The organism is [Clostridium] hylemonae DSM 15053 (genome assembly GCF_008281175.1).
GTDB classification, from domain to species: domain Bacteria; phylum Bacillota; class Clostridia; order Lachnospirales; family Lachnospiraceae; genus Extibacter; species Extibacter hylemonae.
Genome location: NZ_CP036524.1, coordinates 1,840,405 through 1,859,211, shown reverse-complemented (window position 1 = coordinate 1,859,211; position 18,807 = coordinate 1,840,405). Strand labels below are relative to the sequence as shown.

Sequence of the window (18,807 nt, the reverse complement as noted above, 5' to 3'; positions counted from 1 at the left end):
GGCGGCCTCCTGCTTATTCCTCCTGTCTGTGTCTACATATTCAGGAAGCCGGCGTCGACCTTGACTTCTGCTCCGGATATATAGCGTGCAGCGGCGTCATCGGCGAGAAACGTGATAATATTCGCACAGTCTTCAGGCTGCCCCAGCATCGGCTTCGCCCCTTCTGTATGAGGGGTGATCGTATGCATCGGAGCCGCATTGCCGGCGCGCATCTGCCAGTCCAGGATACCGATATTCAGCTCGCGGGCCGCACGGTTGATCCCGGATTTGACATTGCACGGCAATATACAGTTACAGCGGATCCCCCGCTCAAAGAAGCTGGCGGAAATATTGCGGGTAATACCGAGGACGGCATGTTTCGTCATGACATACGTAGTACCGCCTTTCAATCCTCTGACAGATGCCGCGGAAGCGATATTCACAATATTGGCAGGTGTTCCCTGTTTGAGGAATATCTCGATGGCACGCTGGCATCCGAGGTAGACAGCACGCTGATTCGTCTCATACACATAGTCATAGATTTCCTGTGATGTCTCGTGAATGGGAAGCTGTCCGTCCAGAACGCCGGCATTGTTGACTGCCACATCTACATGTCCGAATCTCTCCAGGCAGACGTCAAACATCCGGTCGATCTGTTCGGGAATACGGACATCGGTCTGAAGCGGCAGGATGCATCCTGCTCCTTTAGCCGCCTCCACTTCCGCCTTCAGTTCTTCCAGAAGTTCGAGGCGTCTGGCGGCGGCTACGACCCTGCCCCCCTCCATGGCAAACTGACGCGCCGCTGCCCGTCCGATACCGGAACTGGCTCCGGTGACAATGATTGCTTTTCCTTCAAATCTCATATGTTTCATCCTCCTGTTCCGTTTTCCAATGCTCCGTAAATCCTTCGCGATAGTGCGGGAACAATTCTCCCAGTTTGTAGGTCTCATATGTCTGCTCAAAATCCAGGCATGCTGTGATCCCGCGTCTGGCAAGATCTTCTGTCTCTTCTTCCGTGTAGCCCAGATCACGGAGTACCTCTTTATTATTTTCCCCAAACAGCGGGGCGCCCCATTTGATCTCTCCGGGGTTATTCTTCCATTTGTTCACAATGCCGATACCCTTGACTCTGCCCATCATAGGGTCATCCCATTCTGTAAATATCTCCCTTGCCTTCCAGTGCGGATCTCTGACACAGTCCTCGAGAGAATATACTTTCTGACATGGGATCTGATTCTCCAGCATTATCTTTTCCACTTCGTCGACGGTATGCTCCGACACAAACTTCTCCATGGCGGCCTCCAGCCTGCGGCCAAGATCGGTATCAGCCATCCATCCCGATATGATCTGGTCGATCTCCGGGTCTCCGTCACCCGGTTTTGGAAGACCGATAAGAGGATATCCGCGATGGACGGGTCCATATCCGTTCATTCCGATGAAAATGGTCCCTCCGTCCTTGCACGTATAGAAACTGAACAGAGCGGCCTGGGAGTCCTTATTACCTGTGCGCGGAAATTCTTTTCCGTCTGTGAAATACTCGATCGGCCGTGTGTCAAGTATACGGGCCAGAGATTCATACTGGGCCACATCCACCGCTTCCCCTCTGCCGGTGCGCAGCACATGTACATAGGCGGCGAGTGCCGTCCAGCAAGTGTTGAGCGCCGTCACATAGTCGCTCAGGTACGGAGATATCTTCAAGGCCTCCTTCGGCGTACCGTTAAAGCTCATATATCCGGAAAACGCCTGGCCGACAGCATCATAAGACGCACGGCTGATATATTCAGGCACACCGGTCTGCCCGAACCCGGATACGTGCACGATGACAAGACCCGGATTGACTTCCCAGAGCACTTCGTCTGTGAGTCCCATTTTTTCATAAGTTCCGCCTTTGGAGGATTCAATGAAAATATCCGTCCATTTGATCAGCTTTTTAAATATCTCAAGTCCCTCCGGCGTCTTCATATCTGCAACCATGGATATCTGATTGCGGTGATTCTGTGAATACCCATAATGTCCGCGTGTACTGTCCGGATTTTTCGGCGATTCAAGGTGCACCACCTCAGCGCCGATCTCCCCCAGCAGCGTCGCGCCGAACGGACCTGCTATCGCTCCGCCGCATACAAGGATCTTTACTCCTGCCAGCACACCAAACTGCGGAAAATTGTTAAGCCCTGTTCCTTCCATCTCTATATTCTCCTTTCAACCGTGCCTGACTTCAGGCACGAAATAATATGTTCTAAAGCATGGACTGTCCGGATGCCATGCGCCCCGCGATTCTACCATAGAATAAAGCGCCTCCGATCGAGGTCCCGCATGTCGGATACTCTGTCCCGAACATTCCCGTATCAGCCACCTCTCCTGCCGCATACAATCCTGGGATCGGCCTTCCTTCGTTATCGAGCACACGTGCCGATATATCGGTCTCAAGCCCGCCGAACGATACCGTGACACACGGATGAAGTCTGAGCGCCGCATATTTTGGTCCGTCGATCGGATGCAGGAATCTGGCCGGCTTCCCAAAGTCTTCGTCTTCTCCCCTGGCGGTCAGTTCCTGATAACGGTCAAATGTAGCCCGCAGTGTGGCCGGGTCACATTTTATCAGCGCAGCAAGTTCCTCAATACTGTCTGCCGCCTTGTCACGGCTCGTGCCCTCCACGGCCTGTTTGAACCCGTACTGAACGCCGCCGTACGGCTCGTCGCCGCTTGTGATGTACCATCCGCAGTTGCTTCCGGATGCAGCCAGCGCGTCGGATACGTGATACTGGTAGCTCCATTCATTGACGACCCGCTCCCCGCGTTCATTTACGATCAGTCCTGATTCGTCATTGATGCCGATGCCGCATGACAGACTCGTATACACCACCTGTATGCCCGGATGCACAAAGTTGCGGGCTCCGATCTTTTCTGCCGCTACAAGGCCTTCCCCTACATTGCTCTTCGGAGCAGTACAGAAGTAATGGGCGACCGGATACCTTGCGCACATCTCCTTGTTGCGTGAATAACCGCCGGTGGCAAGAATGACGCCCTTCTTCGCATAGACAGTCAATTTGGAACCGTCAAGCTTTTCGCACACCGCGCCGTTTACCACACCATTTTCATCTGTGAGAAGTTCTTTTAAGGCAGTGTTGTATATGATCTCACCGCCCAGTCTGCCGGCAAAATGGCGCGTCAAAGGAGTCGTGATCTCGCCGCCCTGGCCGTTTGTCTGGCCGCCTCCTCCCATGCTGTTATGTACACGCCACGGCTGCATGGACACATGGATCGCCTCCACGTCCTGTACTTTGTATCCCATTGTCCCGAGCCAGTCGAGCGTACTGTTCAGATTCTTTACAAGATAGCGGTTTTTGGACGCGTCCATGAAATTGCCTCTGCGGTTCCCGACTTCCATCAGGTAGTTGTAGCACATCTCCTCCGTATCGTAGATCCCCTGCTTTTTCTGCCATTTCGTTCCGGCTCCGAGCAGCTTTCCGCCGGAACGTGCGGTAGAGCCTCCTGTGATACCTTGTTTTTCTATGAGCACAACGTCGGCACCGCCTTCTTTTGCCTCGATCGCAGCTGCGAGTCCGCCGGCCCCCGCGCCAAATACAGCCACGTCGACCGTGCGCACTTCGTCTTTTACTTCCGGCGCCTCCGGTCCCGGCGCCGCCTTGAGCTTCTCTATGACATCGTCCGCCGCCCCTGCGGCCCTAAGCGCCCCTTCCACCGCTTCTAAGATAGCACCGCTCGTCAAGTCAGCTCCGTTCACGAGAGGGATGTTCAGAGACTGATATTTGACAATTTGAGGCGGCATCACCTCGACAGGGGATGTGGGAAGGTCCCACGCAAGCCCCCGCACTTCCTTATGTTTGATGATTTTAACCTCCGTGATCTCATCTTCCGTAACTGTTACATTCACGATAAGCCTGCCCTGGTATCCGTGACCGATACCTTCGTACGTGCCTGGTACATAGTTTGCCATCGCATTTGCCTCCTTTTTTTGATCATTTGTTATTTTAATAACATGTTTTTCTGCTTTTATTCTAACATCTAAAAATCAGCCTGTATAATTTAAAAATAATCCGTCACCATAAGTTTAGCTTATGAAGAAAGACCCAATCACAACTCACATAGTCAGGCGCAAAAAAAGAGACTCCCCCGCAGGAAGGGGTGTCTCTCCGGTATAACGATAATATGTTTTCAATATAACTTCGGACAAGTATACCTCGGCAGTCCGCTGCTGTGTTTTCCGTACTCTATCGCCTCAACAGGACACCGGCAGATACAGGCCATGCAATGTGTACAGTCCGTTCCCCATACAGGCTTTCCGTCCACAATACGTATGTTGGCAAGCGGACAGAGCGCCTCACATTTTCCGCAGGAAATGCAAGTATCCTTGACATGGAACTTTTTAGCGTGCACAAACATCGGATAAAAGATACGGTTTACGATACTGCTGCTCATTTTATCTTTCACTGTAACCGAAAGCTGCGGGAATGTCGCTTTGCTCTTTATGAAAGACGCTGCTTTGTCTATAGTGGCTTCTGCATGCTCAATGATCTTAAGCGCCTCTTCCTCAGCCGGAGTGGAGAACATGGCAATATAATTTTCCGGCATAATGACCGGAAGGCATCCGCGGTAATCCATCTGCCTGCCGGCACATAACTCCTTGAGATAAGCGCCCGCATTCCCAATGCTACCCCCGCAAGTCATTATGAAATAAATCTCTTTACTGCCTGCCAGCGTTGTCTTTCCCAGCCATTCATTCAGAATACGCGGAATCCTCCACGCATAGGCAGGGGAGACGATGATCCACGGTTTCTCGGAATATAGTTCTGTAAAATCATGGTTTCTGATCTTCTTAAATAAATCCACAGTCTCATCGTGGATCTCTCTGCTGATCCTCTTTGCCGCATATTCACTGTTGCCTGTTCCTGAAAAATATAAGATCAAATTTTTGTCCTCCTTAAATAAAGCTAAGACTGAGCACTCATATGCTGAATGCTTTCATAGATAAGATCAACCAGATCCGCGATCTCTTTCCATTGCGTCTCATCTGTGCTCAGATAATAATAGTTTTTTGTTCCTTCTCTGTGCATTGCCACGATCCCTGACTCTTTCAATATCTTTAGATGGTGAGATACCGAAGGTCTCGTCAAATGGGTCTTTTCCGCGATCTCTCCCACCCGGATACCTGACAGATCACTTTCCAGCAGCACAAGCAGGATCAATTGTCTCGTATCGTCTCCTATTGCAGTAAACGCGTTTCTGCATATCTGGAAACCATCTACTATTTTTTTAAGTCTTTCTTCACATTCCATCCACATACTCCGATTTTTTACAAATATGTTACCTTTAATTTTTCACGCTGCACAGAGCGAAGAAACTTTACGCGCGGATAACCTAATACAAGGGTCATCGCTGCGCGTTTCTTTTTCGGCATTTTCAATGCTTTCCTTATCTTTAAAGAACTGTTTGCCGCCATTGTGAAAAAACCGCTGAACAATACCCCAAGTCCGTTTGCCTCTGCAGCAAACTCCATATTCTGTGCCGCGAGGATCCCGTTTGTCTTGTCTCCTGCCATAATGACAATGACGATCGGCGCTTTGAAAAAGAAAAAGTGTCTGTCGATCTTATTTTGCCTTGCCATGGGACTGAACAAATCGGCCAGGGGTTTCCATTTCCTGAACATGCTGACCGCCATCTGCTCTATATGATCCTTCTCTCTGTCCAGCACGGCAAATGACACATCCTGCTTATTCTTTGCTGTATGGGTGAGCCGTCCGGCCTCTAGGATCTCGTCGATGACTTCCCCCGGGATCTTTTTATCTTGAAACTGTCTGACGCTTCTTCTAAAGCGGATGACGTCCAGAACCTGCTTCGGATCTAACCGCTCATTGTTTGTTTTTATAATATCCTCCGTCTCATACCCGCTGATCGATACCGCTTCAGCGGGGCAGACTGCCGTGCATTGTCCGCACATCAGACAGTCACTCAATATCGTTTCCGCTTTTTTGTTCTTCAATTCAATGTTATGTGCTGCACATGTCCTCACACATGCTCCGCAGCCGATACACCGGCACGCGTCGATCTCTACGTGATGTTTATTCATAGCCTTGTTCCTTTCGTTAAAGTTTGTTAACCATTATACAAAACAATAGCGGCAGATACAACATCGGTAAAGAAATCGGTTACCATTGGCGGCCGCAAATATTACAAAAACACGGAAATGAAATATTATATATCCATTCATTCCCGTGTTCAGGTCACTCATATTTTATTTGACAGACGTATACTACCAATACATTATCCTTAATTTCTCTCGGTTATCCTGCCGTCCTCCAGATAGAGTATGCGGTCGCTCTGCAGCGCAATACCTTCGTCGTGAGTGATCACGATCAGTGTCTGCCGGTATTTCCTGTTTGACTCTTTCAGCAGTGCGATGATCTCCGCGCTGTTCTTCCTGTCCAGATTTCCCGTCGGCTCATCGGCCAGAACGAGGGCGGGATGCATGACGAGGGCGCGCCCTATGGATACTCTCTGCTGCTGGCCGCCCGACAACTGGCCGGGAAGGTGATTCAGCCTCTGCGAGAGCCCGAGTGTCCCGATCAGTTCATCCAGATATCCGGCATCCGGTTTCTGACCGTCCAGCAGAAGAGGCAGTGAGATATTCTCCTGAACGTCCAATATAGGGATCAGATTATAAAATTGATAGATAAGTCCAACCTGCCTTCTGCGGAAGATGGACAGCTTCTTCTCATCCATACTGCCAAGTTTCACGCCTTCTACCCATATATCACCCGAGGTAGGCACATCCACACCCCCCAACATGTGAAGGAGTGTGGACTTGCCGGATCCGGAGGGACCCACGATTGCTACAAATTCTCCTTTATCTACCGTAAAGGAAACGTTATCCAGCGCTTTTACTTCATTTTCTCCTGTACCATATATCTTGCTTACATTTTCGACCTTTAACAGTTCCATACACACTCCTCCTACATGGTTTCTTCTTTGATGATATCAATGAGCTGTATCTTTTTCACACTTCTTACCGACAGATACACAGAGAAAATGCTGAGCACGAGGAATACCGCTGTTTCCATCAGTAAGATCTCATATGGGAATACAGGCTCCACCGCCTGCTCTCTCCCCCATGACCAGAACAGCGCCAGCGCCAGCAGTATACTGAATATAAGTCCGGCAACATAGGCACACACTGTGTAGATAAGGTTCTCTATATAGAGCATTTTCGCGATCTGCTTCCTGCTCATGCCAAGCGAGAGAAACACCGCAAATTCCCGCCGGCGCGTCTGCACGGCTGAAGTAATGATCTTGATCATCTGAAAGACGCTGATCACAGTCAGAAAGATCAGAACTCCATAGGAAAAAAGATGACGCAGAAGCGGAAACGGATCTGACATAGTACCCGTTATCTGCGCGGCATAACTGTTGCATGTATAGTCGAGCGCAGACCAGTCAAAGTTGTCTATATCCATGTTCCTTCCATCTGACAGCCCGTACCTTTCCCCGATGTCCTCAATCATATTCTGTACCTTTCCGGCTTCTTCTCCGCGTTCCATTAAAGTATTCTGCATCTTTTCATCAGCGAGAAAGGAAAGGGAAGATGATACAAGCTTCAGTCCCCGGGTGGTAGTGTTCCCAAATCGGACCACTGCAGGATATAGCACGTTGTCAGGAAGCTTTGGCGCCTCACTGTTTAACTTTAACGCAAGCCTTCGGTGTGTTTGGCCGTTTTCTGCCGGGAAACCGTCTGTCCTTACAACTTGATCAAAGACATCCTGCGGCGTATAGAAGTATATCGTGTTTGGTTCTTCCACCGCGCTGGCTGTATAGCACGGAACAGTCTGTGTGGTGACGCCAAGTACATCAAACTCCCATTTTTTAAATTGCTTCACCTGCTCTCCCTCTGGCGTTGCCACCGGATACATCCACTGTCCCGAATCGGTAAATAAGGAAAGAGCTCCGCGCGTTCCCTCCGCAAATATACTCCTGTATTTAGTCGTGCTGCCGTCTTTCACGATCGGGTGATCTTCCACCAGCACCGGAATCTGCCCTTTGCCGGCATCATATTCCGCAGGTACCCCTGCCTTATCAAGATAGTCCCGGAACGACTTGTCATCCATTCCGACAAGAACGAGATTCATGGCGTACCCTTTTTTCACATCTCCTTTTATGCTGCTTATTTTCATTGGATTATTGTAGGACATACCGAGTATATAACTCGTGTATTCCTTAAGCCCGGGATCGATATCCTTCGCTTCAAAGAGCACGGTTCCCATGTCGGCCCTATCCTGTATGGAGTATCCTTCCACCGCAGGAATGGAAATAACTTCAGAGATAAAATCATCCCACTTTTCATTCCTTTTGTTGTAATCTTCCTCCAGCACCAGATCCGCATTGTCTTTCGGACGTCTGTCCCGTGTTTCATATCCGCCATCCAGGTAATTCATATATATATAACCGTCCAGAAATAAAAGCATGGCTACCGCAAAGGATATACCAATGATCAGATAACGTCTTTTAAAAAACACAAGATTCTTCAGGGCAAGATTACTTTCTGCTCCGAACCGGCCTGCTGTCCAGAACGGAAGGACAACCGGCTTCTTAAACGTTCTCTTGTCTGCCCTGTTGTGAATAAGCTCTATCACAGAGCCTTTTCCCGGCCGCCCGGTACATGCCAGGCCTGTCAGCAGTACGGCCGCGCATTCACTCAGAAATATGAGCAGCAGTACGCGCCAGGAGAGGACCACATGGAAAGGAAAGACAGCGGCCGAAAGCAGGACACCGATACCTATACCTGCCGGTATTCCCGCGCTTCCCAGTATAACGGCCTCCACAAACGCGATCCTTCCTCTCTGAAACGGGGTAGCTCCCACGCTTGCCAATATGCCGAGGTAACGCCCCCTGTCCCTGAAAGAGATGACGAGCATGTTGTACAAAAATATAACGAGTACGGCCAGAACAACAGCTATCATTCCGGACGCTGCGCTCAAAAGCGGCTTCACATCCTCCTGTGTGACATCGGCAGCCTCCAGTCTGTGTACAAAAGATGTCATAAAAACAGACAGCATTGTAAGCAGGACCGTTGCAGTCAATATGCCCGCTATCGTTGAAAGCGTCCGCTTTTTATTATGTTTCAGGTGCCGGATGGTTAGTGTTTGGATAATATCCATAAGATGCCTCCTTCCTTGCAGTGTTCTTCCTTTATGCTCTCAGTATATACACGGAAGGTGACAATGAGGTGACAGAATATATGACAATATCGTCACATATTAAAGTGATAGAATTTTATGATAAATACAGTATATTTCCCATAGACAGATTCGATCTCAACCGTCCCGTTCTGTGCCGTGATGAGCTGCTTTGCGAGAGCCAGCCCGATACCGACGCTGTCGGGAGAGGCATTTGCCCCCTTGTAAAAGCGCTCAAAAACGTGCGGCTTGTCCTTGTCGCTGATGCCGCCGCCTTCATCCTTTACCGTGATAACCGTATAGACAGAGTTCTCAGCCGTTTCAATCGTGATCGTTTTGCCGTACGGGGTGTGTTCCATGCAGTTTTTTAATATATTGGATACCGCCTCGCTGCTCCAGTGCAGATCTCCCTGATATACAGCCGGAGAATTCTCCGGAAGTATCAGTGTCTGGTCCCGCAGTTCCATCGGTATGAGAAGATGCTCCGATGCCCTGCTGAGCATTTCCGATACATTTACCTCCTCTTTTTTCAGCACGATGGAGCCTGCGTCCAGCCGCGACATCGTGAGCATCGCGGACAAAAGCCATTCCATCCGGGAAAGCTGGGTGCGGAGGGCATGTGTGAACTCCAGCCGCTTGCCGGCCGGCAGCGTCTCGTCCTTCAGCAGATCGATCATAACATTCATGGATGTCATGGGCGTCTTCAGCTGATGCGAGATATCTGAGATCGTATCGGAGAGGAACTGTCTGTCTTTGCTCAGAAGTTCTGCCTGAGAGTGACATTTTGTGATCAGTTTATAGAACTCGCTTTTCAGCACGCCGAGTTCCCCTTCCATCTGGTCCGGCACTTCAAGAGGGAGCATCTGTGACTGCGCTTTTCTCAGAAATTCTGACAGCTTTCTCAATCTACCGTAACGGTAAGATGAAAATGCCAGGAAGCCGGCCAGATAAAGAAAACCGTCCGCCAGCACCACATATGGGCCAAAGGACGGCACGTGAGCGCATACGGCAGATGAGACGGCAGTTACGAGGATCATAAAAATGACAGTATATGTGATTTCTCTGTTTTTAAACATGTGATTCTCCTATCGTATATCCAAGCCCCCGTACTGTCCTTATGATCTCCGGGCCCTCTGTGTCAGTTTCCAGCTTATCCCTCAGACGCTTTATATACACGGTCAGCGTATTGTCGTTAACATATTCACCCGCAATGTCATATATGTGGGAAAGCAGCTGCTCTCTCGTCACGATCTGCCCCTCATGGCGGATAAGAAACAGGAGGAGCTTGTACTCCAGCGCGCTCAGACAGATCTCCTCTTCTTTGCAGTACACCTTGCCCTCTGCCGTGAGCACCCTTATATCTCCGGCACAATAGACAGAGGCAGGTCTTATGTCCTGCCTGCTGTCATAACGCCGCAGCACGCTGCGTATACGGGATATCAGCTCCCGGATCCTGAACGGTTTTACGATATAATCATCCGCACCGATATCGAGCCCCATAACGACATTGGCTTCCTCGTCACAGGCAGTGAGAAAAATAACCGGAACATTGTGGTATCTCTTTATTTTTCTGCATATATCATACCCGGTTCCGTCCGGAAGCATTACATCCAGCAGATACAGGCCGATATCCTTTCTTCCGATATAAGGGAGCGCTTCAGCGGCGCTGCCGGCAATTATGAACTTAAATTCTTCTTTTTCCAGTGTGTAGGCGACCGCGTCCGCTATCGCCTTGTCATCTTCTACGATCAATATCTTGATTTTCTGCATATTTTCATCCTCTCGTCTCATTTTACATGAAAGCATTTATCGAATCAAGCCATATGAGTCTCTTTGCGCTCCATCTTCCATCTTACTATTACCTATTGTAATATTTCCTGAAATAATATAATATTAGCTCGTACGAATGATTCCCTGTAAAAAGGGAGTGAGAACAGAAAGGACCAGTGAGATATGAAACTGCAACAGCTGCTCAGCTATACGAGAAAAGCGGTCGATGAATACGGCATGATCGAGGAAGGCGACCACATCGCGGTCGGGATATCCGGCGGAAAGGACAGCCTGACATTATTATATGCGCTGCACGGGCTCAGACGGTTTTATCCGAACAAATTTGAGCTGAGCGCGGTGACGGTAGACCTAGGATACAGTGAATGCGATTTTACCCCTGTCATAAAGCTGTGTAAGGAACTGGGCGTCCCTTACCGGATCGTAAAGACCGATATCGCCCATATTCTCTTTGAGGAGCGCAAAGAGAGCAATCCGTGCTCTCTCTGTGCCAAAATGCGAAAAGGCGCACTGAATCAGGCCGTGAAAGAGATGGGCTGCAATAAGGTGGCCTACGCGCATCACAAGGATGACATCATCGAAACGATGCTCCTCTCCCTTCTGTTTGAGGGACGTTTTTATTCTTTCTCTCCACGGACTTATCTGGACCGTATGGACCTCACCGTCATACGCCCTGTCATGTTCGTGGACGAGGCAGATATCATAGGGTTTAAGAATAAATATGACCTGCCTGTAGTGACAAGCCGCTGTCCCATCGACGGATACACAAAACGGCAGTATGCCAAGGAACTTGTAAAACAGCTGAATGACGAACATCCGGGAGCAAGACAGCGTATGTTTACAGCTGTTTTGAACGGAAATATTAAAGGATGGCCGGACCGTGTCCCGCACATACGGCAGTAAAAAAGACGGAAGGAAGCATCGCTGCTTCTTTCCGTCTTTTCATTTGTTTATGTTACACCGCCACGTTTACAGCTTCCGGTCCAGCCCTCTCTCCTTGAGCTCCACGAGTCTCTTTATGGCTTCGGCAGTCCCTTCGATCCCCAGCACAGAACTGTCTAAACTGAAATTGTAGCTCTCTACATCCGCCCATTTCTTATTTGTGTAATAATTATAATAGCTCGCGCGCTTCTTATCTGTTTTCTGGCACATATCCTTTGCCTTTGCATCCGTCAATTCATAGATGCGCGCGATACGCCGGATGCGCGCGTCAAGACTGGCATGAATGAAAACAGAGAGTACATTTTCATATTCCTGGAGCGCATAATCTGCACACCTGCCTACGAGAATACACGGACCTTCATCAGCTATCTTCTTGATCGCGTCAAACTGCGCCAGAAACACCTTGTGGTTGATCGGCATATCTGTGTAGCTTCCGCTGGAATATCCGAGAGAATACGTATCCATAACGAGAGAATACAGAAAACTGTTGGTAGGCTTCTCATCATGTGTCTCAAACAGCTCCTGACATATGCCGCTCTCCTTAGCCGCCCTGTCCAGCATCTCCTTATCATAAAGTTTGATTCCCAGGTCTTTTGCAACTTTATAGCCGATTTCGCGCCCCGCGCTTCCGAACTGCCTTCCTATCGTAATAATTGTATTAGTCTTTTCAGCCATGCAATCACACTCCTTTGTAAGTATGCCTATATTATATAACAATATATGTGAAAAGTACACAATTTTCCGAAAATCTTACACTAAATATCCCTTAGTTTCTCTAACAATTCCACAAAATATTGTGGGAGCGGCGCTTCCACCTCCAGATATTCACCCGTGCGCGGATGTATGATCCCGAGCGTCTTTGCATGCAGTGTCTGTCCCTGAAGACCGGGAAAAGGACATCTTCGCGGGCCGTATACCATATCACCGACGATCGGATGGCCGATGCTGGACATATGAACACGGATCTGGTGTGTGCGGCCTGTCTCCAGTTCGCACTGTATATAACTATATTCTCCGAACCGTTCCAGCACTTTATAGTGCGTGACCGCCTCTCTTGCGTTTTTTGCATGGGTGCTCATCCTTTTTCTGTCTGTGGGATGTCTTCCGATGGGCGCGCTGACCGTCCCCTCTTCCTCTTTAAAACCACCGTGTACGACCGCTTCATATATACGGCGTATACTGTGCTTTTTCAGCTGTTCCGACAAAGCCTGATGTGCCATGTCATTTTTGCATACAATGAGAGACCCCGTCGTATCCATATCTATCCTGTGTACGATCCCGGGCCGCATCATGCCGTTGATGCCGGACAGTTCCCGGCCGCAGTGGAACATAAGCGCGTTGACGAGTGTCCCTGAATAATGGCCGGGAGCCGGATGTACGACCATCTGCTTCGGTTTGTTGACGATGATAATATCCGCATCCTCATAAAGGATATGAAGCGGTATGTCCTCCGGCAGAATATCCGGCTCTTTTGCGGACGGTATCGTAACTTCCAGCATATCACCGCAGGAAAGCCTGTAATTGGCTTTTACAGGCTTGTTGTTCACTAAGATATGACTGTCTTTGATCAGCTTCTGGATATAGGAACGGGACCGGTCAGAAAGCATTTCCGCAAGATAGCGGTCGATCCGTTCTCCTTCCTCATTTTCTACGGTGAAAAATTCGCTCAAAATCTTCCTCCTTATAATAAAAGAACAGGAGTATCACCAACGCAAACGTGGATACTGTCACATAGATGTCGGCCACGTTAAATATAGGGAAATCGATCAGTTTAAAATAAAAGAAATCCACCACATAATTGAGCCTTACTCTGTCAATACAGTTGCCGAACGCACCCGCCACTATCATCACGGCACAGATACGAAGCGGAAGAAACCTGCGCTCCATCGGAACTTTCATATAAAACCATATAACGACCGCACAGATGACGGCCACACTGATAAAAAAGAAAATACGCTGGTTCTGAAACAGTCCAAAAGCTGCTCCCCTGTTTTCCAGATATTCAAACTGAAAGATATCTTTTAGAAGTACGAAAGGCTCCTGCCCCTTAAGCTTTGCGATCGCCATATATTTTGTGAGCTGGTCAATGAGTACCCCGGCTGCAGCCGCTGTGACAGCAGCCGCATAATGCTTTATTCTGTTTTCCTCTTTCATATTGTTATTGTCCATTCTATAATATGTCATCTCTCTATATATATTTGTGAACAGATATCATATACCGCCCTTTTTTTGTCTGAGAAAGGATTCCTTCATAAGTAAGCCTCCCCATTCCGCGGACAGATATACGGTCAGATTCTTTCAGATGATAACCATTGCTCGTGATCAGCTTTCCGTTTACAAATACTTTCCCGCCTTCAATATAAGCCGTCAGCTTGCTCCTGGACAGCGGCCACGCAACTGAAAGCACCGTGTCCAGCCGGACGGAAGGAACGGTTCCCTTCATCTCTTCATATTTCGGCTCATAGGTAAATTCTGCCGCCGGGCGCTGTACTGCCTGAACGGCCGTATGCCGGATCCGTGTCAGCTCTCCTGTGATATACGCCGCCAGTTCTTCTTTTACAAACAGAAAGGCGCCAAAACTGCCGGCTATGATATCTCCCAGCTTGGAACGTTCGATCCCAAGGTTCATAAGCGCGCCGAGATAATCACGGTGCGTCAGTTCCTCGGCAAATTTCCGGCTGACCGGCGCCACCTCTATGACGCTCAGCGGATACGTGTACTCATAATAAAGAGCATCAGGTAGAAATGCAACCATCTGACGCTCTGATAGATCATAGCCGCCATATGTCTCGTAATGCGCGGGAAACATATGCTTTGGCGTTGTATGCAGTATATTCAGTTCATTTAAATTAAGAAAATCCGAAAATGTAACGATACCGCGTGTAAAGGCCAGGTCAGACAACTCAGCCAGCCTTTTCTGTAATAACTGCTCTTCCTTATTCATAACCTGTCCTAAAACCTCGACCTCATAGACGACGCATCAAAAGATGTGTTCAGCAGATCCTGAAGGTCTCCGGATATATCTACGTTAGTAGGTGTTACGAGGAATATGTAGTTTGATATTTTCTGAAGATTGCCGTTGATCGCAAAGGTAGCGCCTGATGTGAAGTCAATGATCCTCTGTGCCACTTCCAGATCCAACCCCTCCAGATTCAGAATGACAGTTCTGCCTGACAGCAGGGTCTCCGTGATCTCCCTTGCATCATCGACAGAAGTAGGCTTGATAACACATACTTCCATGCTCACCCCGCTTCTCCTTGCAGGCTGGCGCATCGGTGTTACTTTATTATTTGAACGGGAAGATTTGGAAGATGTTCTGGCCGGAAGTTCGTAATCATCCTCTTCTTCATCGTCGTAGTCCTTTTCTTTCCGGAAGAAACTTCTCTTAGGCTTCTCTTCGTAATCGTCATCATCGTAGTCGTCGTCGAAGAAATCATCGTCATCGTAATCGTCGTCATCACTCAGCTTCATGATATCCAGGAACTTATCTAATACTCCCATTATAAAAAATCTCCTATCTTACGTTATACTTGAGCGTAATCACGCTCACCGAATATACCGGTTCCCACTCGCACCATGGTAGCCCCTTCTTCGACCGCAACTTCGTAGTCATTGGTCATACCCATGGAAAGTATACTCATATTCATATTATCAACGTTTTTACTGGCAATGTCAACAGATAATTTGCGCAGACGAGCGAAAACAGCCCGGTTTTCCTCAGGATTTTCGACGTATGGAGCGATTGTCATAAGGCCCTTTACGTTGAGATGATTGAATCCTGCAATTTTCTCTACAATTTCATCTAATTCCTCGGGCATTACGCCAAATTTACTCTCTTCTCTGGCAACATTGACTTCGATCAAGATATTCGCCGTAATATTATGTTTTTCTGCTTCTTTTTCAATTGTTTCTGCAAGTCTCAAAGAATCAACAGAATGTATGAGTTCTGCTTTATCAATGATATATTTTACCTTGTTGCGCTGCAGATGTCCGATCATATGCCAGTGTATATCTTCCGGCAGCGCGCCATATTTATCGACAAGCTCCTGGACTTTATTCTCCCCAAACACACGGACCCCCAGGCCGTAAGCTTCTCTGAGCGTCTCCACAGGCTTTGTCTTGCTCACTGCGATGAGCGTCACCTCGCTGCGGTTTCTTCCCGCCCGTTCGCAGGCCGCGCGAATCCTTTCCTCCACATTTTCCAGCTTCTCTTTCATCATTTCTGTCACCCCTTTGTTTAAAATACAACCTTATTCTCTCTTACGGAACTGCCGTCCAGAGCGATATGGTCATAATTGGCCAGTCCGTAATTGTTTCCGGATTCTACTATATAATACTCGTCACTCTCACACAGTATTTTGATCTGTTTGAAAATGGCGTAGCCTTTATTGATGTTATACACACCTTTCAGACTCTTCGTATCTTTGAGCCTGTATGTATCATTTGAATCTGGCCTGATCAAAACCGTATCCTCCTCAAAGGCGTCCGGGTTCAGATAGACCATCCCTGTTTCACTGTCTCTGTAATAGACATCCGCTTTCTGAAACTCGGCATTGTCCCTGCCGGTATCAATGAGCACTCCTGTATCCCTGCTGTTTCCCCCCTGCGTCAGATAATCCTCAGGTACCGTATAGAATTTTTTCTTTACAACGGAAGATTTCGGTATCTTCAGACCGGATTCATCCTCCAGTATGAGTTCTATATCCAGGTAACGCTCCTGCGCATAACGGATCATGGAACTCGTAAAAGTCAGAAATCCAATATTGTAATCTTTCGTATTATATACTGCAAATCCGGCGGTCGTCGTCTCGTTGTCTTTCGTAAACCGGACTTTTACCCGCTTTGTCTCCGCCAGCTCCTGGGCCGTTTCATCCTCGAGAACGACCGCAAGCGTCCAGGCATCATCGGTGATCAGCTTATATACCGGCTCTCCCGACCTGACTTTCGTATTGTTCTTTATGCTTTTCCTTTCATAATCTTTCTTCTCCACCATATCTTTTGTCACATCTTTCAGCTCAAGCCCTTCATAACCGTCTGTGGAGTAGATGACGATCCCGTCGTCGGACGCCGGGTACACCTGAAGCCCCTCTTTCCCTTCGCTTATCATGGCGTCAAGCTGCGACTGCCTGCTCTGGCTTGATTTGCTCTCCAGCACGGCAGATATATTATTTTTTAATGTGTAGACATCACTGTACTGGCTCTCATTAAAATTTTCGCTGAAAGACTGTGTCTTTACAAGCATGGCGGCCTGTTCTTCTGCCGTAAGCTCAGTGGCTTCCCCACTGTCCGGCTCATCAAAGTCAAGCTTGCCCGGAGAAAGTGTATATACATCTGTCCTTGCTCCGACTTTCGCCCCTTCCGGCGCAAAATAATTGATGTAGCCGTCCCCCTCGGCATTCACAACCTCTTCCTGTCTGACGATAAATCCTGTATAAGCTGTATCTTTTAATATGGAGCCCTCCCGCACTTCATAAGCGGACACTTTCTTGTCCGTGAGGTAAATGAGCACGGTCACGGCCAGATAGATGAAAATAACGCCGAATATGATGACCCCTATATTGATATTCCATTTTTTCCGGTAGACCTGTATGTTGGTCAAATCGTTTCCCGCCACAACATAACCCCCTGTGCTATCGTATATCTCTTAATGTATGTAAAGCCGCTCCGTGGAGATACCCATACGTTCTTCCCTGATATGTCCCCCGCCGCTCCATCTCTTTTGTCAGCTCGTCCTTCAGCTTCCACCAGCTCATCCCCCAGTTGCAGAACACTGCGTCTTTTTCGGGAATGCGGCTGAAAAGCCGTTCCACGGCCATATCTGGATCCAAAAGCTCAAGGAAACATATAAGCCGTTCCATATACTCTTCTTTTGAGCATAGAGTTATTGTACCATTTTCATAGGCTTCGCACAATGGTGTGTTTTTTGCCACATAAAGAGAATGTATCTTCACCGCATTGACCTTAAGCGCTGACAATACCCTCGCTGTTTCCAGACAGTCGCTCCTGTCATCCCACGGCAGATTTAAGATGACATGGGTGCATATGTCAAAGCCGTAAGAGCGGATCATGAGCACCGCGTCTATAAACGCCGCAAGCGTATGCCCCCGCCCGATCTTTTCAAGCGTATGATAATTGACGGTCTGGAGGCCGAGTTCCACCGTGATCTCGACCTGATGCTCTCTGCTGACCTTCTGCAGGATGTCCAGATATTCTTCCGTGATACAGTCCGGTCTCGTAGAGACCGCGATCTCAACGATATCTTTTATCTTAGCCGCCTCGGTCACATAAGCGCGGAAGGATTCCGGCGGCAGGAACGTATTTGTGTAGTTCTGGAAATATGCAATAAACAGACGGGCTTTATATTTTTTGGAAATATGCTCCTTCGTGCGGATTATCTGCTCTGCTACCGGTACCTGCGCATCCATCGCTTCAAAGCCCGTACCCGGCTCGGCACAGAAAATGCACCCTCTGCCCGCAATGCGGTTCGGGCACGTGACCGGGAGGTTTACCGGAAGCTTATACACCTTCTCACCATATTTATTTTTTAAAAATTCTGAATATGGATAATAATACATGTTCGGTCCCATCTGACAAATTTTCCTTTCTCATGTATAATTTTGAATTTCCGCAGACATACTATGTTTAGCATCGAAAAAAGGAGGAAATCACATGAAATGGTTTGACAATACCGCTCTGACACTTGTCATCATAGGTGCAATTAACTGGCTTCTGGTCGGAATCTTCAGATTCGACCTCGTAGCTTTTCTGTTTGGTAATCTCTCCTGGCTGTCACGAATCATCTACACAATCGTAGGTTTATGCGGCTTATACCTCATCAGCCTTTACGGCAGAATTTCCAACACACCAGGCAGCCGTTCATAAGTAAGAGGGGTATCCCTTTCATGAGATG

The 18,807-nt window shown here is 48.3% G+C and carries 20 protein-coding genes; 2 read left to right on the top strand and 18 right to left on the bottom strand.

Translation table 11 applies throughout. From position 1 onward, the window contains the following. Positions 1-32 precede the first annotated feature (32 nt). The 10 genes from LAJLEIBI_RS08515 to LAJLEIBI_RS08470 all read right to left on the bottom strand — a co-directional run bounded on the left by LAJLEIBI_RS08515 (position 33) and on the right by LAJLEIBI_RS08470 (position 10,937). Positions 33-842, bottom strand: a complete 810-nt coding sequence (locus LAJLEIBI_RS08515) for an SDR family NAD(P)-dependent oxidoreductase (protein WP_050765445.1) — start codon at positions 840-842, stop codon at positions 33-35. Next, a complete protein-coding gene (baiF, locus tag LAJLEIBI_RS08510) occupies positions 832-2,163 on the bottom strand; it encodes a bile acid CoA-transferase BaiF (protein WP_006441382.1) in 1,332 nt (443 codons plus the stop codon). Before baiF ends, LAJLEIBI_RS08515 begins: the two co-directional genes overlap by 11 nt. Before the next feature lie 52 nt (positions 2,164-2,215). Next, positions 2,216-3,937 carry an FAD-dependent oxidoreductase gene (locus tag LAJLEIBI_RS08505; RefSeq protein WP_006441381.1) on the bottom strand — a complete coding sequence of 574 codons (1,722 nt, stop codon included), beginning with the start codon at positions 3,935-3,937 and terminating at the stop codon, positions 2,216-2,218. A gap of 218 nt (positions 3,938-4,155) precedes the next feature. Next, positions 4,156-4,908 carry an EFR1 family ferrodoxin gene (locus LAJLEIBI_RS08500; RefSeq protein ID WP_006441380.1) on the bottom strand — a complete coding sequence of 251 codons (753 nt, stop codon included), beginning with the start codon at positions 4,906-4,908 and terminating at the stop codon, positions 4,156-4,158. Positions 4,909-4,931: 23 nt separating this feature from the next. Beyond that, positions 4,932-5,282 (bottom strand): ArsR/SmtB family transcription factor, encoded by a 351-nt coding sequence (locus LAJLEIBI_RS08495; RefSeq protein WP_006441379.1) that lies wholly within the window; start codon positions 5,280-5,282, stop codon positions 4,932-4,934. A gap of 11 nt (positions 5,283-5,293) precedes the next feature. Continuing rightward, positions 5,294-6,067 (bottom strand): nitroreductase family protein, encoded by a 774-nt coding sequence (locus LAJLEIBI_RS08490; RefSeq protein ID WP_006441378.1) that lies wholly within the window; start codon positions 6,065-6,067, stop codon positions 5,294-5,296. Between the two features lie 200 nt (positions 6,068-6,267). Next, positions 6,268-6,939, bottom strand: coding sequence for an ABC transporter ATP-binding protein (locus tag LAJLEIBI_RS08485; protein WP_006441376.1), 672 nt, complete (start codon positions 6,937-6,939; stop codon positions 6,268-6,270). 11 nt (positions 6,940-6,950) lie between these two features. Continuing rightward, entirely contained in the window at positions 6,951-9,149 is a 2,199-nt protein-coding gene (locus LAJLEIBI_RS08480) for an ABC transporter permease (protein WP_006441375.1), read from the bottom strand. 92 nt (positions 9,150-9,241) lie between these two features. After that, complete coding sequence (locus LAJLEIBI_RS08475; RefSeq protein ID WP_006441374.1) at positions 9,242-10,243, bottom strand: sensor histidine kinase; 1,002 nt, start codon at positions 10,241-10,243, stop codon at positions 9,242-9,244. Continuing rightward, positions 10,236-10,937 (bottom strand): response regulator transcription factor, encoded by a 702-nt coding sequence (locus tag LAJLEIBI_RS08470; RefSeq protein WP_207735656.1) that lies wholly within the window; start codon positions 10,935-10,937, stop codon positions 10,236-10,238. The genes LAJLEIBI_RS08475 and LAJLEIBI_RS08470 overlap by 8 nt, the downstream gene beginning before the upstream one ends. A 183-nt stretch (positions 10,938-11,120) precedes the next feature. On the opposite strand from LAJLEIBI_RS08470, the gene LAJLEIBI_RS08465 reads away from it, so the two are divergent. Beyond that, positions 11,121-11,858 carry a tRNA 2-thiocytidine(32) synthetase TtcA gene (locus tag LAJLEIBI_RS08465; protein WP_006441372.1) on the top strand — a complete coding sequence of 246 codons (738 nt, stop codon included), beginning with the start codon at positions 11,121-11,123 and terminating at the stop codon, positions 11,856-11,858. Between the two features lie 66 nt (positions 11,859-11,924). On the opposite strand, the gene LAJLEIBI_RS08460 is transcribed toward LAJLEIBI_RS08465, so the two are convergent. The 8 genes from LAJLEIBI_RS08460 to mnmL all read right to left on the bottom strand — a co-directional run bounded on the left by LAJLEIBI_RS08460 (position 11,925) and on the right by mnmL (position 18,484). After that, the gene (locus LAJLEIBI_RS08460; protein ID WP_006441371.1) at positions 11,925-12,572 is read right to left on the bottom strand and encodes a cytidylate kinase-like family protein; all 648 of its coding nucleotides are present in this window, start codon (positions 12,570-12,572) and stop codon (positions 11,925-11,927) included. An 80-nt stretch (positions 12,573-12,652) separates the two neighbouring features. After that, positions 12,653-13,567: an RluA family pseudouridine synthase gene (locus LAJLEIBI_RS08455; protein ID WP_006441370.1), complete on the bottom strand. Its 915-nt coding sequence runs from the start codon at positions 13,565-13,567 to the stop codon at positions 12,653-12,655. Then, positions 13,539-14,066, bottom strand: coding sequence for a signal peptidase II (lspA, locus tag LAJLEIBI_RS08450; RefSeq protein ID WP_006441369.1), 528 nt, complete (start codon positions 14,064-14,066; stop codon positions 13,539-13,541). The genes LAJLEIBI_RS08455 and lspA overlap by 29 nt, the downstream gene beginning before the upstream one ends. Positions 14,067-14,085: 19 nt before the next feature. Next, positions 14,086-14,841, bottom strand: coding sequence for a YlmH family RNA-binding protein (locus LAJLEIBI_RS08445; RefSeq protein WP_006441368.1), 756 nt, complete (start codon positions 14,839-14,841; stop codon positions 14,086-14,088). A gap of 8 nt (positions 14,842-14,849) precedes the next feature. Then, positions 14,850-15,398 (bottom strand): cell division protein SepF, encoded by a 549-nt coding sequence (locus tag LAJLEIBI_RS08440; RefSeq protein ID WP_006441367.1) that lies wholly within the window; start codon positions 15,396-15,398, stop codon positions 14,850-14,852. Between the two features lie 23 nt (positions 15,399-15,421). Then, positions 15,422-16,117 carry a YggS family pyridoxal phosphate-dependent enzyme gene (locus LAJLEIBI_RS08435; protein ID WP_006441366.1) on the bottom strand — a complete coding sequence of 232 codons (696 nt, stop codon included), beginning with the start codon at positions 16,115-16,117 and terminating at the stop codon, positions 15,422-15,424. Positions 16,118-16,134: 17 nt separating this feature from the next. Beyond that, complete coding sequence (locus LAJLEIBI_RS08430; protein ID WP_006441365.1) at positions 16,135-17,511, bottom strand: biotin/lipoyl attachment domain-containing protein; 1,377 nt, start codon at positions 17,509-17,511, stop codon at positions 16,135-16,137. A 16-nt stretch (positions 17,512-17,527) separates the two neighbouring features. Then, a complete protein-coding gene (mnmL, locus tag LAJLEIBI_RS08425) occupies positions 17,528-18,484 on the bottom strand; it encodes a tRNA modification radical SAM protein MnmL/YtqA (RefSeq protein ID WP_006441364.1) in 957 nt (318 codons plus the stop codon). An 82-nt stretch (positions 18,485-18,566) separates the two neighbouring features. Here mnmL and LAJLEIBI_RS08420 point away from each other — a divergent pair, with 82 nt between their 5' ends. Further along, positions 18,567-18,779, top strand: coding sequence for a DUF378 domain-containing protein (locus tag LAJLEIBI_RS08420; RefSeq protein WP_006441362.1), 213 nt, complete (start codon positions 18,567-18,569; stop codon positions 18,777-18,779). Positions 18,780-18,807 lie beyond the last annotated feature (28 nt).

Excerpts from the sequence above, each read along its gene's own strand:
- LAJLEIBI_RS08515 (WP_050765445.1), bottom strand. The coding sequence starts at position 842 with ATGAGATTTGAAGGAAAAGCAATCATTGTCACCGGAGCCAGTTCCGGT.
- baiF (WP_006441382.1), bottom strand. The coding sequence starts at position 2,163 with ATGGAAGGAACAGGGCTTAACAATTTTCCGCAGTTTGGTGTGCTGGCA.
- LAJLEIBI_RS08505 (WP_006441381.1), bottom strand. The coding sequence starts at position 3,937 with ATGGCAAACTATGTACCAGGCACGTACGAAGGTATCGGTCACGGATAC.
- LAJLEIBI_RS08495 (WP_006441379.1), bottom strand. The coding sequence starts at position 5,282 with ATGTGGATGGAATGTGAAGAAAGACTTAAAAAAATAGTAGATGGTTTC.
- LAJLEIBI_RS08490 (WP_006441378.1), bottom strand. The coding sequence starts at position 6,067 with ATGAATAAACATCACGTAGAGATCGACGCGTGCCGGTGTATCGGCTGC.
- LAJLEIBI_RS08485 (WP_006441376.1), bottom strand. The coding sequence starts at position 6,939 with ATGGAACTGTTAAAGGTCGAAAATGTAAGCAAGATATATGGTACAGGA.
- LAJLEIBI_RS08480 (WP_006441375.1), bottom strand. The coding sequence starts at position 9,149 with ATGGATATTATCCAAACACTAACCATCCGGCACCTGAAACATAATAAA.
- LAJLEIBI_RS08475 (WP_006441374.1), bottom strand. The coding sequence starts at position 10,243 with ATGTTTAAAAACAGAGAAATCACATATACTGTCATTTTTATGATCCTC.
- LAJLEIBI_RS08470 (WP_207735656.1), bottom strand. The coding sequence starts at position 10,937 with ATGCAGAAAATCAAGATATTGATCGTAGAAGATGACAAGGCGATAGCG.
- LAJLEIBI_RS08465 (WP_006441372.1), top strand. The coding sequence starts at position 11,121 with ATGAAACTGCAACAGCTGCTCAGCTATACGAGAAAAGCGGTCGATGAA.
- LAJLEIBI_RS08460 (WP_006441371.1), bottom strand. The coding sequence starts at position 12,572 with ATGGCTGAAAAGACTAATACAATTATTACGATAGGAAGGCAGTTCGGA.
- lspA (WP_006441369.1), bottom strand. The coding sequence starts at position 14,066 with ATGGACAATAACAATATGAAAGAGGAAAACAGAATAAAGCATTATGCG.
- LAJLEIBI_RS08445 (WP_006441368.1), bottom strand. The coding sequence starts at position 14,841 with ATGAATAAGGAAGAGCAGTTATTACAGAAAAGGCTGGCTGAGTTGTCT.
- LAJLEIBI_RS08440 (WP_006441367.1), bottom strand. The coding sequence starts at position 15,398 with ATGGGAGTATTAGATAAGTTCCTGGATATCATGAAGCTGAGTGATGAC.
- LAJLEIBI_RS08435 (WP_006441366.1), bottom strand. The coding sequence starts at position 16,117 with ATGATGAAAGAGAAGCTGGAAAATGTGGAGGAAAGGATTCGCGCGGCC.
- mnmL (WP_006441364.1), bottom strand. The coding sequence starts at position 18,484 with ATGGGACCGAACATGTATTATTATCCATATTCAGAATTTTTAAAAAAT.
- LAJLEIBI_RS08420 (WP_006441362.1), top strand. The coding sequence starts at position 18,567 with ATGAAATGGTTTGACAATACCGCTCTGACACTTGTCATCATAGGTGCA.